At 62.8% G+C, this 14,458-nt stretch carries 14 protein-coding genes and 1 tRNA gene; 8 read left to right on the top strand and 7 right to left on the bottom strand.

Annotated elements, in window-relative coordinates; genetic code table 11:
* From BMI85_RS19155 to BMI85_RS19130, 6 genes are all read right to left on the bottom strand, one after another.
* Positions 1-1,146 carry a peptidoglycan DD-metalloendopeptidase family protein gene (locus BMI85_RS19155; protein ID WP_078602410.1) on the bottom strand — a complete coding sequence of 382 codons (1,146 nt, stop codon included), beginning with the start codon at positions 1,144-1,146 and terminating at the stop codon, positions 1-3.
* Positions 1,143-2,666, bottom strand: a complete 1,524-nt coding sequence (gene gpmI, locus BMI85_RS19150) for a 2,3-bisphosphoglycerate-independent phosphoglycerate mutase (RefSeq protein WP_078602409.1) — start codon at positions 2,664-2,666, stop codon at positions 1,143-1,145. The genes BMI85_RS19155 and gpmI overlap by 4 nt, the downstream gene beginning before the upstream one ends.
* A gap of 70 nt (positions 2,667-2,736) precedes the next feature.
* Positions 2,737-3,456: a class I SAM-dependent methyltransferase gene (locus tag BMI85_RS19145; RefSeq protein WP_078551012.1), complete on the bottom strand. Its 720-nt coding sequence runs from the start codon at positions 3,454-3,456 to the stop codon at positions 2,737-2,739.
* A gap of 97 nt (positions 3,457-3,553) precedes the next feature.
* Positions 3,554-4,021, bottom strand: a complete 468-nt coding sequence (gene rlmH, locus BMI85_RS19140) for a 23S rRNA (pseudouridine(1915)-N(3))-methyltransferase RlmH (protein ID WP_078522651.1) — start codon at positions 4,019-4,021, stop codon at positions 3,554-3,556.
* Positions 4,022-4,031: 10 nt separating this feature from the next.
* Positions 4,032-4,394 carry a ribosome silencing factor gene (rsfS, locus tag BMI85_RS19135; protein ID WP_075776745.1) on the bottom strand — a complete coding sequence of 121 codons (363 nt, stop codon included), beginning with the start codon at positions 4,392-4,394 and terminating at the stop codon, positions 4,032-4,034.
* A 132-nt stretch (positions 4,395-4,526) separates the two neighbouring features.
* Positions 4,527-5,882 carry a mechanosensitive ion channel domain-containing protein gene (locus BMI85_RS19130; protein WP_078602408.1) on the bottom strand — a complete coding sequence of 452 codons (1,356 nt, stop codon included), beginning with the start codon at positions 5,880-5,882 and terminating at the stop codon, positions 4,527-4,529.
* 266 nt (positions 5,883-6,148) lie between these two features.
* On the opposite strand from BMI85_RS19130, the gene leuC reads away from it, so the two are divergent.
* The 5 genes from leuC (at position 6,149) to BMI85_RS19105 (ending at position 10,962) form a co-directional block, all read left to right on the top strand.
* Positions 6,149-7,570: a 3-isopropylmalate dehydratase large subunit gene (leuC, locus tag BMI85_RS19125; protein ID WP_078522649.1), complete on the top strand. Its 1,422-nt coding sequence runs from the start codon at positions 6,149-6,151 to the stop codon at positions 7,568-7,570.
* Positions 7,571-7,582: 12 nt separating this feature from the next.
* A complete protein-coding gene (leuD, locus tag BMI85_RS19120) occupies positions 7,583-8,188 on the top strand; it encodes a 3-isopropylmalate dehydratase small subunit (RefSeq protein ID WP_078522648.1) in 606 nt (201 codons plus the stop codon).
* Between the two features lie 127 nt (positions 8,189-8,315).
* On the top strand, positions 8,316-8,846 hold the full coding sequence (locus BMI85_RS19115) for a DUF308 domain-containing protein (RefSeq protein WP_078602407.1): 531 nt from the start codon (positions 8,316-8,318) through the stop codon (positions 8,844-8,846).
* A 254-nt stretch (positions 8,847-9,100) separates the two neighbouring features.
* Positions 9,101-9,928 (top strand): hypothetical protein, encoded by an 828-nt coding sequence (locus tag BMI85_RS19110; protein WP_133052000.1) that lies wholly within the window; start codon positions 9,101-9,103, stop codon positions 9,926-9,928.
* A gap of 11 nt (positions 9,929-9,939) precedes the next feature.
* A complete protein-coding gene (locus BMI85_RS19105) occupies positions 9,940-10,962 on the top strand; it encodes an endonuclease/exonuclease/phosphatase family protein (protein ID WP_246832599.1) in 1,023 nt (340 codons plus the stop codon).
* On the opposite strand, the gene BMI85_RS19100 is transcribed toward BMI85_RS19105, so the two are convergent.
* Positions 10,926-11,846 (bottom strand): hypothetical protein, encoded by a 921-nt coding sequence (locus BMI85_RS19100; RefSeq protein ID WP_078602405.1) that lies wholly within the window; start codon positions 11,844-11,846, stop codon positions 10,926-10,928. The genes BMI85_RS19105 and BMI85_RS19100 overlap by 37 nt on opposite strands.
* 216 nt (positions 11,847-12,062) lie before the next feature.
* On the opposite strand from BMI85_RS19100, the gene leuB reads away from it, so the two are divergent.
* The 3 genes from leuB (at position 12,063) to BMI85_RS19085 (ending at position 14,389) form a co-directional block, all read left to right on the top strand.
* Entirely contained in the window at positions 12,063-13,166 is a 1,104-nt protein-coding gene (gene leuB / locus BMI85_RS19095) for a 3-isopropylmalate dehydrogenase (protein ID WP_078541515.1), read from the top strand.
* A 116-nt stretch (positions 13,167-13,282) separates the two neighbouring features.
* Positions 13,283-14,260: a DMT family transporter gene (locus tag BMI85_RS19090; RefSeq protein WP_078522643.1), complete on the top strand. Its 978-nt coding sequence runs from the start codon at positions 13,283-13,285 to the stop codon at positions 14,258-14,260.
* Positions 14,261-14,312: 52 nt separating this feature from the next.
* Positions 14,313-14,389 (top strand) — tRNA-Pro (locus BMI85_RS19085).
* Positions 14,390-14,458 lie beyond the last annotated feature (69 nt).

Genomic DNA, 14,458 nt, shown 5'->3' with positions numbered 1-14,458 from the left:
TCAACCCTTGTCGTCTTTTGTCTGGATGAACCACGGCGTCGGGTCCACGGGCTTACCGCCCTCTCTCAGTTCCAAATAAAGCGTCTCGCTGCGATCTGCACCAGCGCCATCTGTCGCCGCCTGCACGAATTCCTTGCCGAATTCCTTCGCTCCCGGCTGAATTCCGCCCATCAAACCGATGGGCGTGCCCTTTGGCAGCACGTCTCCGACCTCACCATAGACGGTTCCGAGCCCCGCAAGAACCAGAAGATATCCATCTGCGGGTTCGAGAACCATCACATTTCCGTAGTCGAGCAACGGACCACGGTAGCGAATTGTCGCAGCCCAGGGCGTTGTGACCAGCGAGCCCGGCTCACTTGCGATCACGAGGCCGGGACGTTTGATCCCCGCGGCATCGGGTTCATTGAAGCTCCGCAGAACCGAGCCGATTACTGGCAGGTTCAGACTGCCTTTCGCGCCCGCGAAATCTCCGCGCGGCGGGCCGATATCGTTTTCCATGTCGCTCAGGCCCGTTGCGAAGCCTTCGAGCGTATCGGCGCTTTGCACCAGAGCCGTCAGTTCCTCGGGTTCTTCGAGATAGCGTTGCGGGAGTTTCTCACGGCGTTCCGAGATCGCTTCGGACAGCGCGGTGCGCGCCTTGGTCACTGAAACCATCCCCGCTTCCAGCGTTTCGCGCGCGTTTTCCTGCAGCTTGCGGAGCGTCGCGATCTCCTCGAGGTGGACGCTCAGCTTCTGCGCCTCTTCCTGCAAGGCGGGCGCGACCGAAGACAGCACCATTCCCGAACGGGCCGAGCCTTCGGGTCCCGAGGGATGCAGCAGCAAAAGCGGCCCGTCGGATTGCTGCATCGTCGACATCACGGCCAGCAGACTGCCAAGCTCCTCGCGTTTCGCGTCGAACCCTTGCTTGATCTCACGCTCGCGGATCGCGGCCCGGCGCAACCCGTCGCGCAGCGCGCTCAGCCCCTGTTCATAGGCGTGGATCGTTTTCGTCAGCGCCGCGATGCGGTCGGATTTCGACTGCGCCGCATCGAGCGCGGTGATCGCTTTGCGCAGATCGGCCGAGGCCTTGAGTGCGGCGTCGCCCGATCCGTCCGCCCAAAGCGGCCCGGCCGAGATCAGAAGAGCTGCGAGTGCGGCGCGGATCACGATACGATCAGGCTCTTTCCAGTCATTTCCTCGGGCTGCTCGATCTGCATCAGCTCCAGCAGCGTCGGCGCGAGATCCGCAAGCCGACCTTCGCGCAGCTTGGCGCCCTCGGGTCCACCGACCAGTGAGACCGGCACGAGGTTCGTCGTATGCGCGGTATGCGGCCCGCCGGTTTCCGGGTCGATCATGGTTTCGCAATTGCCGTGATCGGCGGTGATGATCATCGCGCCGCCCGCGGCTTCCAACGCCTCGACGACGCGGCCGATATCGTGGTCGATCTCTTCCACCGCCGCGATTGCCGCCTCCAGCGAGCCGGTATGGCCGACCATGTCGGGATTGGCGTAGTTCACGATGATCAGGTCGTACCCGGTCTCGATCGCCTCGACGAACTTGTCGGTGACTTCCGGCGCACTCATCTCGGGCTGCAGGTCATAGGTGGCGACCTTGGGCGATTTCGGCATGTAGCGATCTTCGCCCTCCCACGGCTCTTCCTTGCCGCCGTTGAGGAAGAAGGTCACATGCGGGTATTTCTCGGTCTCGGCCAGGTGAAATTGGCTAAGCCCTTGTTTTGAAACCCACTCTCCGAGCGTGTTGACGATCTCGCGCTTCGGATAGGCGGTCTTCATATAGGCGTTATGCTTATCGGAATACTCGACCATCCCCAGCAGCGCCGCCCATTTCGGACGCGGGCCGGTCTCGAATTCCGAAAAATCCGGCTCGCCAATCGCGCGCAGGATTTCACGGGCCCGGTCGGCGCGGAAATTGAGACAGAAGAACCCGTCGCCATCCTTCGCGCCCTCGTAATCGCCGATCACGGTGGGCTTGATGAACTCGTCCATTTCTTTCTTGTCGTAGCTGGCCTCGACGGCAGCCACGGGGGTGTCGGCCCCCTGCCCTTTGCCGTTGATCATCGCGTCATAGGCAAGGCCGACGCGGTCCCAGCGGTTGTCGCGGTCCATCGCGTAATAGCGGCCATCGACGGTGACGACGGTGCAGCCTTCGGGCAGTCGGTCGCAGAGATCGGAGACAAAGGACTTCGCGCTATCGGGAGCGACATCGCGCCCGTCGGTGATCGCGTGGATCAGCACCGGAACGCCCGCCTCCGAGACCATTTTCGCCGCGGCGAGCGTATGTTCGATATGACCATGCACACCACCATCCGAGATGACACCCATCAGATGCGCGCGCCCGCCGCTCTCTTTCATCGTGTCGATGAAGGACAGGATCGCCTCGTTCTTGAAGAAAGAACCGTCCTCGATCGCCAGATCGATCTGGCCCAGATCCATCGCCACCACCCGGCCTGCGCCGATATTGGTGTGACCGACCTCGGAATTGCCCATCTGACCGCTCGGAAGTCCGACATCGGGGCCGAAGGTCACCAGCGTCGATTTCGCCGGGTTGTTCCACAGAACGCGGTCGAGGTTCGGCGTATCGGCCAGCAGGGGCGCGTTTCCTTCGCGCTCCTTTCGCTCGCCAAAGCCATCGAGAATGCACAGGACGACGGGTTTCGGGCGGGTCATGGCGGCCTCCTAATCTGTTGCCCCCTCATACGCCTCGCAAGCCTTGGCGGCAACCGGGGGCGTGTGCGCCTCAGGCCTGGAACATGATCCGCCGGGCTTTCTTCTCGTAGCTGAGAATTTCGGTCTGTCGCGTGGCCTCGATTAGCGTCGAGAGCGCTTCGTCGGGTTTGTTCATATAGCGCCGACGCAGGTCCAGCACGACCGCGCCGCCATCCCGGATCACCCGCATCATAAGGTCGAGATAGTCGCCGATCGGGTAATGGAAACCGCAGGAAATCAGACTGGTAACCAGATCGCCCGTGACCCCCTCCAAAGCATCAGGCTGCTTGACCGGGTTGAGCGTCTCGACCGCATGGGCGCCATTGTCGCGTAGAAACGCCGCCGCGGCGTCGAGCGAGGCATAGCCCGCACCGGTATCGCTCCAGAAATGGTATTGCTCCGGGGTTTCCTCGATATCGATCAAGGTCACGGCGCAATCGTAATCCTTGATCAGCAGCGCGTCGTTGAGACCCTGTCCGCAGCCGATGTCGATCACATGGGTCGGGCGGCGACCGGTTTCCTCGAGCGCCTTGCGCAGCGGGAGATACTCGGTGAAGACCTCGGCGAGCGCCCCCCGGAAAATCTCCTCGTTGCGGGCCTCGACTTCTTCCAGCGCGGGCCCCCTGTCGCCGGCTTCCCAGGCCTTGCGCGCGGTGCCGGAAATCTGGCGCGTTCGCTGGAAGCCCATCAGCATCATCGCCTCGCGCGAAATGGACGCGCCGGAAATATTCATGTCGCGAAGTGTATTCATGGAGCCTGACCTGCTGGGCATTGTTTTCGAGCGCAGCGTAACGTCGCGGAGACGCTGCGCAAGCTATTGAAAACTGCACAATCTAAAGATGTGCTGATCAGACGCGGTGATAGGGCGTGCCGGCGATGATCTGTCCGGCGCGGTAGATCTGTTCGGTGAGCATGACGCGGGCCAGCATATGCGGCCAGACCATCTTGCCGAAAGAGATCGAGAACTCGGCGCGGCTGCGCAGGGACGGGTCGATCCCGTCCGCGCCGCCGATCACGAAAGCCACATCACGCGCCTGATCGCGCCAGCCTTGCAGCTTCGTGGCAAATTCGGGCGATGAGATCAGGCTGCCGCGCTCGTCGAGCGTGACGATCACCGATCCATCAGGAATGGCGCGGCTCAGCAGGTCTGCCTCTGCGCCCTGCCCCAGGCCCTTCTTGTCTTCGACCTCGACGACGGAAGCCGGGCCGAGCCCGAAGGCGCGCCCGGATTTCTCGAAGCGTTTCAGGTAGTCGTCGATCAGCTCGCGTTCGGGCCCCTTGCGCAAGCGGCCCACCGCGCAGATCGTGATCTTCATGCAGCCGAACTCAGACGGGGGCGCCCGCGGGCATCCACATCTTTTCCAGCTGATAAAACTCGCGCACTTCCGGGCGGAAGACGTGAACGATGACGTCGGAGCTGTCGATCAGCACCCAGTCGCCCTGATCCTTGCCCTCGACTTTGCAAGCCCGGTCGAATTCGTGCTTCAGCCGCTCGGTCAGGTTCTCGGCGATGGCGCTGACCTGACGCGTGCTGCGCCCGGAACAGACAACCATATAGTCACCGATCGAGGACCGACCGCGCAGGTCGATGGTCACGATATCTTCGGCCTTGTCGTCTTCGAGGGAAGAAATGACGCGCGCGAGGATTTCTTCGCTCGTCGCTTCGGCATTGACGGCCCGTGTATTCATGGCCGCTGCCTTTGTGCCGGCATCACTCGGCACGATGGAAAGATGAGACAGGACATGGTCCTCCAGATGTTACGCACCGAAATGGCCCCGGCGCTGGACGTCCTCCGAAAATAGCATCCCGAAGGTTCAATTTCAATTTTCATGCGGCGAATTTTCGCTATGCGTTTCCGGCCCGGGTTGCAAGTCCAGTTGCGAACCTTCGAGCAAACGCACTTCGCGCTGCGGGAACGGGATCGAAATGCCGTTCGCTTTGAACGTATCCCACAATGCGAGGAACACCTGCCCGCGCACGTTCGTCAGCCCTTCGACGGGGTCCGTGATCCAGAACCGCAGGAGATAATCGACCGAACTGTCCCCGAAACCGGTCACGTGACACACGGTCGGGCGGTTCTTCAAAACGCGGGTCACAGATTGCGCGGCTTCCACCGCCAGCTTGCGCACCACGTGCGGGTCGTCGTGATAGGAGGTGCCGAAGGGCAGGTCGATCCGCACGAATTCGTTGGAATGGGACCAGTTGACCACCTGCCCAGTGATCAGGTCTTCGTTCGGGATCAGGTATTCCTTGCCGTCGCGCGTAACGACAGAGACGTAGCGCGCGCCGAGCGAATTGATCCAGCCGAAGGTCTCGCCAAGGCTGATCACGTCGCCGGGCTTGATCGACTTATCGAGCAGGATGATGACGCCCGAGACGAGGTTCGACACGACTTTCTGCAGACCGAAGCCAAGGCCCACGCCGATCGCACCGGACAGGACGGCAAGCCCGGTCAGGTCGAAGCCCACCGCCTTGATCCCGATGAACAGCGCCGCGCCATAGAGCACAACCTGCATCACCTTGATGACCAGCTCCGACATCGAGGGGCTGATATCCTCGTTGGTGCGCAGCCGCACCGAGGTCTGCCCCGAGATGATCCGCGCGACCGACAAGAGGATCGTCGTCAGCACCAGCGCCTTGAGAACGCCGTAGGCTGTGATCCGGAAATCCCCGAATTCGACCGCCGTCCCGTTCAACAGCCGCACGGTCTCGTCCCACAGCCCGAGGTAATAAAGCGTCACCCAGATCCACGCGCCCCAGCGCACGATGCGGCGCAGAAGCGCGTTGCGGATCAGTCGCGCGACGAGGCCCACGACCAGCCATGCCGTGACCAGCGTTGCCACCAGCACCACGAGGAAGCGCCAGGAATAAAAGCCTTTGGTCGCCTCGAGCACGAAGACCGACGCCCAGGCGAGAAGAATGAAGAGGAAGCCGCGCAGGCGTTGCCGGAACAGGATCAGCAGGCGCAGCTGGCGGGTCGAAAGCTCGCGCCTCCGCCCCCAGTCGTCGACTTTCGGGGCAAGCCAGATCCGCCCGAGATGGGCCAGCGCAAAACATGCCGCGATGATCCCGAACTGCCAAAGCCGCGAGGGCAGCACGATCGAATTGAGGAAGATTTCGATCTGCGCCCAGATCGAAGCCAATATCTTGACGATGTCCCCATTCGCGAAATCCATGAAAATGACGTTAGCCCGGTTTTGCGATCAGTCCAAACACGGACTCTTCGATTGCCTCAGAGACGGATTCGCCGTATTTAGCGCCCCATGACACTCGTTTTCGACATGGATGACCGCGCCCGCCTTCGCGAGCGCTTCTACGGCGAAAGCCGCTCGGTGCTGGCACGACTTTGATGCTCTGCGCCCGCGGGCGCATATCTGCGCCTGCTGTCCCATGTCTGACAAACGGCCGTTTTTAGGCCAGCCATCCAAAGAAAGTGAGAGCCATGTCTGCTCCGAAGACCCTCTATGACAAGATCTGGGACGCGCATGTCGTGTCCGAAGACGAAGACGGCACCAGCCTGCTCTATATCGACCGTCACCTCGTCCACGAAGTGACCTCGCCGCAAGCCTTCGAAGGGCTGCGCATCGCGGGCCGCAAGGTGCGCGCGCCGGAGAAAACCATCGCCGTTCCGGATCACAACGTGCCGACCACGCTCGACCGCGCCAAGGGGATCGAGAACGAGGAAAGCCGGATTCAGGTCGACGCGCTCGACAAGAACGCCAAGGATTTCGGGGTGAACTATTACCCGGTCTCCGACGTGCGTCAGGGCATCGTGCATATCGTCGGCCCCGAACAGGGCTGGACCCTGCCGGGCATGACCGTCGTCTGCGGCGATAGCCACACCGCGACGCATGGCGCGTTCGGCGCACTCGCCCACGGCATCGGCACCTCGGAAGTCGAGCACGTTCTGGCCACCCAGACGCTGATCCAGTCGAAGTCGAAGAACATGAAGGTCGAGATCACCGGCAAGCTGCGTCCGGGCGTCACCGCCAAGGACATCACCCTGTCGGTCATCGGCGCGACCGGCACCGCCGGCGGCACCGGCCATGTCATCGAATATTGCGGCGAAGCGATCCGCGATCTGTCGATGGAAGGCCGCATGACCGTCTGCAACATGGCGATCGAAGGCGGCGCGCGCGCTGGCCTCATCGCGCCGGACGAGAAGACCTTCGAGTATGTCAAAGGCCGGGCCCACGCTCCGAAAGGCGCGCAGTGGGAGGCGGCTCTGCATTGGTGGAAGCAACTCTACACCGATGAGGGCGCGCATTTCGACAAGGTCGTCACCATCAAGGCCGAAGAGATCGAACCGGTCGTGACCTGGGGCACCTCGCCCGAGGACGTGCTGCCGATCTCGGGCTCCGTTCCGGCGCCGGAAGACTTCAAAGGCGGCAAGGTCGAAGCGGCCAAGCGTGCGCTCGACTACATGGGCCTCGAAGCTGGCACCAAGCTGACCGACATCAAGATCGACGTGGTCTTCATCGGCTCGTGCACCAACGGCCGGATCGAGGATCTGCGCGCCGCCGCCGAAGTCGTCAAAGGCCGCAAGCTGGCCGATGGCGTCCGCGCGATGGTCGTGCCGGGCTCGGGTCTCGTGCGCGCGCAGGCGGAGGAAGAAGGTCTGGACAAGATCTTCCTCGACGCAGGCTTCGAATGGCGCATGGCGGGCTGCTCGATGTGTCTCGCGATGAACCCCGATCAGCTGGCCGAGGGCGAGCGCTGCGCGTCGACCTCGAACCGCAACTTCGAAGGGCGTCAGGGCTACAAGGGCCGCACCCATCTGATGAGCCCGCAAATGGCCGCCGCAGCTGCTGTCACCGGTCATCTGACCGATGTGCGCAAGCTGATGGAACTGGAAGACGCGTAAGGAGCGACGAGAATGGAAAAGTTCGAAAAAGTTACCGGGATCGCCGCCCCCATGCCGCTGGTCAATATCGACACCGATATGATCATCCCCAAGGGCTTCCTAAAAACCATCAAGCGCACCGGGCTCGGCGTGCATGCGTTCGACGAGATGCGCTATGACCGTCAGGGCAACGAGAACCCCGACTTCGTGCTTAACAAGCCGCAATATCGCGAAGCGCAGATCCTCGTGGTCGGCGACAACTTCGGCTGCGGCTCCTCGCGTGAGCACGCCCCGTGGGCGCTGGCCGATTTCGGTATCAAGGTGATCGTTTCGACTTCCTTCGCCGACATCTTCTACAACAACTCGTTCAAGAACGGGATGCTGCCGATCGTGCTTCCGCAGGAGCAGGTCGACATGCTGATGAAGGATGCCGAGAAGGGCTCGAACGCACGGATGACCGTGGATCTCGAGAACCAGGAGATCACGACTTCGGAAGGCGAGACGATCAAGTTCGACGTCGATGCGTTCAAGAAGCACTGCCTGCTCGAAGGTCTCGACGATATCGGCCTGACGCTGGAGAAGGCCGCGGCCATCGACACGTTCGAGACGCAGATGCATCAGGCGCGTCCCTGGGTGTAACCCAAGACGCCATCGCGAAGTGAAAAGCCGCTCCGACCGGGGCGGCTTTTTACATGAGAGGGGGGGCGCGGGAACCCGGCACCCGTGGTAGGGTTCATCATTTGACGTAGATCGAGAGGATGATGCGATGCGCGTTTCGACCCTGTTTCTGGTGACCGGCCTCGTGCTGATCGTTCTCGGCGTTGCGGCCATCACGAATCCCTTCGCGACCTCGCTGGCCCTGACCACCTTCGTCGGCATCCTGTTCCTGATCGCCGGGGTCGTGCAGGCGTGGCTCGCCTTCAACGACCGCGACGGGGCGCATCGGGCGTGGCATGCGCTGATCGCACTTCTCAACATCGTCGTCGGCGTCTGGCTGATGGCCGATCCGATGTCCGGCACGGTGTCGCTCGCGGCGGTGGTCGGTGTTCTCTTCCTGCTGATGGGCGCGCTGCGCTTGCTCCTCGGTCTGCGCCTTGCCGGGCCGCGCCTGCGGTGGATGCTGGTCCTGTCGGGCGCGGTTTCGATCCTGATCGGCGTGCTGATCTTCTCCGCATTCGATCAGATAGCGACGCAAATCCTTGGACTATTGCTAGGAATCCAGTTGCTGGCGGATGGTGTCGGGCTTGCCGCACTTGGCTTTGCCAATCGCGACTCCCGAGGGTTTTTGAGGCGCTAACCCCTTGATCCACAAAATATGGTTTCGCCTCCTAGGTTGCCACATTTTTGCACCTTTGTTGATGCAATGTCGCACCAGGTCTTCCAAGAAAATGCCTTAATGCGGCACAGAGTCTGAAAACACTATTTGCTTGGATCGGGAACTTGGGCAAAATCATGGCAAGTTTGAGGCAGCGCGCCACAGTCGGCGCGCGTCTTGCGGGTAAAAGGATCGGCAATGTACCGCATCCGACCGCAGGGAAGGGTAGGGTAACTGTGTTCTCACGTCTCTCAGGGGCGCTCGTTCGCGCGATCCTCGTCGCGGTGGTGATCTGCACCCCCGCGCTTATTCTGCCCGATACGAGTAGTGACACCGCACAGATCGTGGCGCTTATGGCGCTGTTCGGCTTTGCGCTGACCCTTTTCGAATATGCTTCCGTTTATCCCGGCCTGATCGAGTTTCGCGATGCGCCGCCCTTCAACCGCATCCGCTTCATGTCGCTGTTCCTGACGGTTCTGCTGCTCTCGCTTGCCGTGCAGTCGCAGTATCACGCCTCGACCCTGACCCGGCTGATCGAGGTTCTGGGCACGACCGTCGCCAGCTCCATCGACGTGCCTTACAGCCCCGTTCGCCTGCTGCAACTCGCGCTGCCGGCGGATGCCTCACTGCATCAGGTCGCGCTGGTGCGTACCGCTGCGGGCATGGCCTACCTGATCTCGCTGCTGACCCTTGGCTATTTCGTCATCGTCATGCGGATCATGGGCTGGCCGCAGGCGCATACGAAATTCAACGTCTGGGTCAATTTGCCCACCTTCGACCCGACCGCAGGCGGCGACGTGGTCGAGCGTCTGCGCCGCGATTCGTGGTTCAACATTGCGCTGGGCTTCCTTTTGCCCTTCCTTATTCCGGCGGTGCTCAAACTCGTCTCGGTCAGCTTCGTGATCGTGACGCTGGAAGTGCCCCACACGATGATCTGGATGGTGACGGCATGGGCCTTCCTTCCCGCAAGCCTGTTCATGCGCGGCATCGCGCTGGCGCGGGTGGCGCAAATGATCGAAAACAAGCGTCTCGCTTCCGGGGCGAGCGACTACTTGCCGGCCTGATCGCGACCTGCTTGGCGCTGCCCGCCGCGGCAGAGAGCCTGCGCGTGGCGACATGGGATGCCGGGTTGTCCCGCCGGGGTCCGGGGCTTTTGCTGAAAGATATCCGCAATGACGCAGCGCAGGTCGCGGCTGTGACCCGGATCGTCGATGCGATCGCGCCAGATGTGCTTTTGCTGACCGGGATCGACTGGGACCATGACGGGCAGGCGCTGGCCGCGCTGAATGAGACTTTCGCACAGCCCTATCCGCATCTCTTCGCGCCGCGCCCCAATAGCGGATGGATGAGCGGGGCCGATCTCGATGGCAATGGCAAACTTGGTGGAGCGCGCGATGGGCACGGCTACGGGCGATTTCCGGGGCAGGGCGGTCTGGCGCTGCTGTCGCGCTACCCGATTGAGGCCGACCGGGCGCGCGATTTCTCGGCAATGCTGTGGAAAGACCTGCCCGACGGGCAAAGCGCAGGGGCGGAGCTGTCGCCGGAGGCGCTGGAGGTGCAGCGTCTCAGCTCCACCGCGCATTGGGATGTGCCGCTCCAACTGCCTTCGGGCGAGCCGCTGCATCTTCTGGCCTTCGCCGCGACGCCTCCGGTTTTCGACGGACCCGAGGACCGCAACGGCCGCCGCAATCGCGACGAGATCGCCTTTTGGCTGCGGTATCTGGATGGGGAGCTCGAAGCGCTGCCGCCCGAAGCGCCGGTGATCCTGCTAGGCGACGCCAATCTCGACCCGAAGGACGGGGAGGGGCGGCGTGATGCGCTCGATCTGCTGCTGAACGGCCCGCATCTGCAAGACCCGCAGCCGCGCAGCGATGGCGCGAGGCTGACCGCCGATCCTGCGCATGAAGGCGATCCGGGCCTCGATACCGCCGATTACGACGGGCCGGGCAATCTGCGGCTCGATTACGTTCTGCCGTCGACCGACTTGAGGGTGACGGGGGCGGGCGTCGTCTGGCCGAAGCCGGGCGCGCCCTTGGCGAAGGCGGCCGTAGCCGCCTCGCGTCACAAGATGGTGTGGCTCGACATCGCATTGCCCTGATCGGGTACGACCTTGAGGCCTCGGATATAGAGATGTTCGAACACCACGCGCTGCAGCGTCTTCGGCGTGAATTCCGGGAAGCGCGCGTGGAAGTCGGTGCCGTCGATCTCGTGGCTCATGTCGAACAGGTAGCGCATTTCGCGCAGCTCGCGTGCCAGCTCCCATGCGGGCGAGGCAAGCAGCAGCGCCGTCCACGGGAATTTCTTGATCGAGATGTCGCGCCCCATCTGACTCGAGAATTCCTCGGCCAGCTCGCGCGCGGAGAACCGCGTGCCGGGAAACCCGAGATCGAGCAGCCCGGGCGTGTGATCTTCGGTCTCGGCCAGTTGCACGGCGATCCGGGTCATATCCTCGAGATCGGCATAGACGCGCTGTGCATCGGGCTTGCCGAGCGCGGTGATCTTACCCTTGCGCAAATCCTTCAGCATCACCCGGTTCATCAGCGTGTCGGGCGACTCGGCATTCAGGAAATCTCCGCCGCGCAAGATCACGACCGAACGGCCCTCTTCGGCATGGGCACGGTAGCGCGCCTCCATCTCGGCGCGGATCTTGCCCTTGCGGGTGCAGGCGTGATGCGGGGTCGAGGCGCTCCACGGAGACGGCTCGCGCCCGTAGACATAGACATTGCCCGGCACCATCACGGAGGCCCCGCTGTCGCGCGACGCGGCCAGAACCTGTTTGGTGATCTGGGGGATCTGGTTTGCCCAGTCGTGGTAATTCGGCGGGTTCATCGCATTCACGATCCACCGCGCGCCGCGCGCTGCGATAGCCATGTCGGTGCCCCGGCGATAGCGATCGACGTCCCAGCCAGCGGCCCTGAAGGACCGTGCCGCAGCAGATCCGAACAAACCGCCCATTCCCAGGATCAGTACCCTGCGATTCATTTCGCCCTCATGTGTCGTCTGCCTGCTCTAAACTCTAGCATGCGCTCATACGCGTGCGGGGGCCACTCGCCAACCACCTGATCCGCAAAAGCCCGCCGAAGCCTCGGCAACCGCTTGCCGATCGTCCAGACACGGTTTCGCGACCTGTGCCGCTTGACCAAGGGGCGGGCAGGGGATACGCCCTTCGAGACCCTGTTTTCTTGGGAGATTATCCTCATGTCCAACCCCTCCATCCTCATCCTGCCCGGCGACGGGATCGGCCCCGAAGTCATGGCCGAGGTTCGCAAAGTCATCGACTGGTACGGTGCCAAGCGCGATCTCGCCTTCGACGTCAGCGAAGACCTCGTCGGTGGTGCGGCCTACGACAAGCACGGCGTGCCGCTGGCCGATGAGACGATGGCGAAGGCGCAGGAAGTGGACGCAGTTCTGCTCGGCGCCGTGGGCGGTCCGAAATATGACGTGCTCGACTTCTCTGTGAAGCCCGAGCGCGGCCTGCTGCGTCTGCGCAAGGAGATGGACCTGTTTGCCAACCTGCGCCCCGCGCAATGCTTCGACGCGCTGGCGGATTTCTCCTCGCTGAAGAAGGACGTGGTTGCAGGCCTCGACATCATGATCGTGCGCGAGCTGACCTCGGGCGTCTATTTCGGTGAGCCGCGCGGCATTTTCGAAGAAGGCAACGAGCGCGTCGGCATCAACACCCAGCGCTACACCGAGTCCGAGATCGAGCGCGCCGCCCGGGCTGCGTTCGAGCTGGCGATGAAGCGCAACAAAAAGCTCTGCTCGATGGAGAAAGCCAACGTGATGGAGTCGGGCATCCTCTGGCGCGAGGTCGTGACCCGGGTCGGCGAGGAATACCCCGAAGTCGAACTGAGCCACATGTATGCCGATAACGGCGCGATGCAGCTCGTGCGCGCGCCCAAGCAGTTCGACGTGATCGTCACCGACAACCTGTTCGGCGACATCCTGTCCGACTGCGCGGCGATGCTGACCGGCTCGCTCGGGATGCTGCCCTCCGCGTCGCTCGGCGCGCCGATGGCGAACGGTCGCCCGAAAGCGATGTACGAGCCCGTCCACGGTTCGGCCCCCGACATTGCGGGGCAGGGCAAGGCCAACCCGATCGCCTGTATCCTCAGCTTCGCGATGGCGCTGCGCTACAGCTTCGATCAGGGCGACGAGGCGACCCGTCTGGAAACCGCGATCGAGAAAGTGCTGGCCGATGGCGTGCGCACCGCGGACCTGATGGGCCCCGAAGGCGGCACCCCGGTCTCGACCTCCGAGATGGGCGACAAGATCATCGAAGCGCTCGACGCTTCGCTCTGATCCACGAGACAAGTTTTGTGAAAGGCGCGGGCACAGGCTCGCGCCTTTTTCATGCCGTGGCCTTGCAACTCCCGAACATCCGCTCAAGATGTGAGCGATAACACCGGGAGCCTCCCATGCCCGATTTCGGCGGAAAATCAAACGCACGCGGTGCGTCCCTCGGCCTGACCTCGATGGCGATTTTCGCCACGCATGACGTCATCATCAAACATCTGGGCCAGACCTACTCCCCGGTTCAGATCGTGTTCTTCGCGGCGCTCCTGTCTTTCCCGCTGCTCTCGGTGATCCTGCTCAACGACAAGCGCGGGGGAAGCTTGCGCCCGGTTCACCCCGGCTGGGTCGTCGGTCGGGTCTTTACCACCGTCGTCACCGGGCTCTGCGCTTTCTACGCCTTCTCGACCCTGCCGCTCGCGCAGGTCTATCCGCTCCTCTTCGCGATGCCGCTGCTGGTCACTGTCTTCTCGATCCCGATCCTGGGCGAGAAGGTCGGCATTCACCGATGGGCCGCGGTCATCCTCGGTCTGATCGGCGTGGTGATCGTGGTGCGCCCCGGTCAGGCGGATCTCGCACCCGGCCACTTTGCGGCGATGACGGCAGCAGTCACCGGTTCGCTGGCCTCGGTGATCGTGCGCAAGATCGGCTCGGAGGAACGCTCCGTCGTGCTGCTGCTCTCGCCGCTTCTGGGAAACGTGATCGTCATGGCGATCCTTCTGCCCTTCGTCTGGCAGCCGCTGCAGATCGGCGATCTCGGCCTCATGGCGGTGATCGCGATCTTCGGCCTGACCGCCTCCTTCCTGCAAATCCTCGCCTATCGCGCGGGCGAGGCCGCCATCGTCGCGCCGATGCAATATTCGCAGATCCTCTGGGCGGTCTTCTACGGCTGGATCATCTTCCACGAGAGCGTGGACATCCCGACGCTTGTCGGCGCGGGCGTGGTGATCCTCTCGGGCATCTACATCGTCATTCGCGAAACACGTGTCTCCGAGAACCAGCCGGTGCTGCGCACGAGGGGCCGCTCGGAGACCGTCACCGCCCCGCGATCGTCGCTTCTGGGTCGCGTTTTGGGCCTTCGTGCACGCAATTCAAGAAGCTGACTCAGACCCCCTTGCAAAACCCTGCACAAGCGGCTAATTCCCCGCCCACGGTCGGAGCGTAGCGCAGCCTGGTAGCGCACCTGCTTCGGGAGCAGGGGGTCGGAGGTTCGAATCCTCTCGCTCCGACCATTTTCCCGATTTCCCCTCTTTTCTTGGCGTCTTGCGATGTCGCTGGCCTTTCGGGCCGTGCTTTGGCAC

The sequence above is a fragment of the Thioclava sp. DLFJ4-1 genome (genome assembly GCF_002020145.1).
GTDB classification, from domain to species: Bacteria; Pseudomonadota; Alphaproteobacteria; order Rhodobacterales; family Rhodobacteraceae; genus Thioclava; species Thioclava sediminum.
The sequence above is the reverse complement of the archived record's forward strand: the minus strand, read 5'-3'. Positions and strand labels throughout refer to the sequence as shown.

Excerpts from the sequence above, each read along its gene's own strand:
- rsfS (WP_075776745.1), bottom strand. The coding sequence starts at position 4,394 with ATGAATACACGGGCCGTCAATGCCGAAGCGACGAGCGAAGAAATCCTC.
- leuC (WP_078522649.1), top strand. The coding sequence starts at position 6,149 with ATGTCTGCTCCGAAGACCCTCTATGACAAGATCTGGGACGCGCATGTC.
- leuD (WP_078522648.1), top strand. The coding sequence starts at position 7,583 with ATGGAAAAGTTCGAAAAAGTTACCGGGATCGCCGCCCCCATGCCGCTG.
- leuB (WP_078541515.1), top strand. The coding sequence starts at position 12,063 with ATGTCCAACCCCTCCATCCTCATCCTGCCCGGCGACGGGATCGGCCCC.
- BMI85_RS19145 (WP_078551012.1), bottom strand. The coding sequence starts at position 3,456 with ATGAATACACTTCGCGACATGAATATTTCCGGCGCGTCCATTTCGCGC.
- rlmH (WP_078522651.1), bottom strand. The coding sequence starts at position 4,021 with ATGAAGATCACGATCTGCGCGGTGGGCCGCTTGCGCAAGGGGCCCGAA.
- BMI85_RS19090 (WP_078522643.1), top strand. The coding sequence starts at position 13,283 with ATGCCCGATTTCGGCGGAAAATCAAACGCACGCGGTGCGTCCCTCGGC.
- BMI85_RS19130 (WP_078602408.1), bottom strand. The coding sequence starts at position 5,882 with ATGGATTTCGCGAATGGGGACATCGTCAAGATATTGGCTTCGATCTGG.
- BMI85_RS19115 (WP_078602407.1), top strand. The coding sequence starts at position 8,316 with ATGCGCGTTTCGACCCTGTTTCTGGTGACCGGCCTCGTGCTGATCGTT.
- BMI85_RS19100 (WP_078602405.1), bottom strand. The coding sequence starts at position 11,846 with ATGAATCGCAGGGTACTGATCCTGGGAATGGGCGGTTTGTTCGGATCT.
- gpmI (WP_078602409.1), bottom strand. The coding sequence starts at position 2,666 with ATGACCCGCCCGAAACCCGTCGTCCTGTGCATTCTCGATGGCTTTGGC.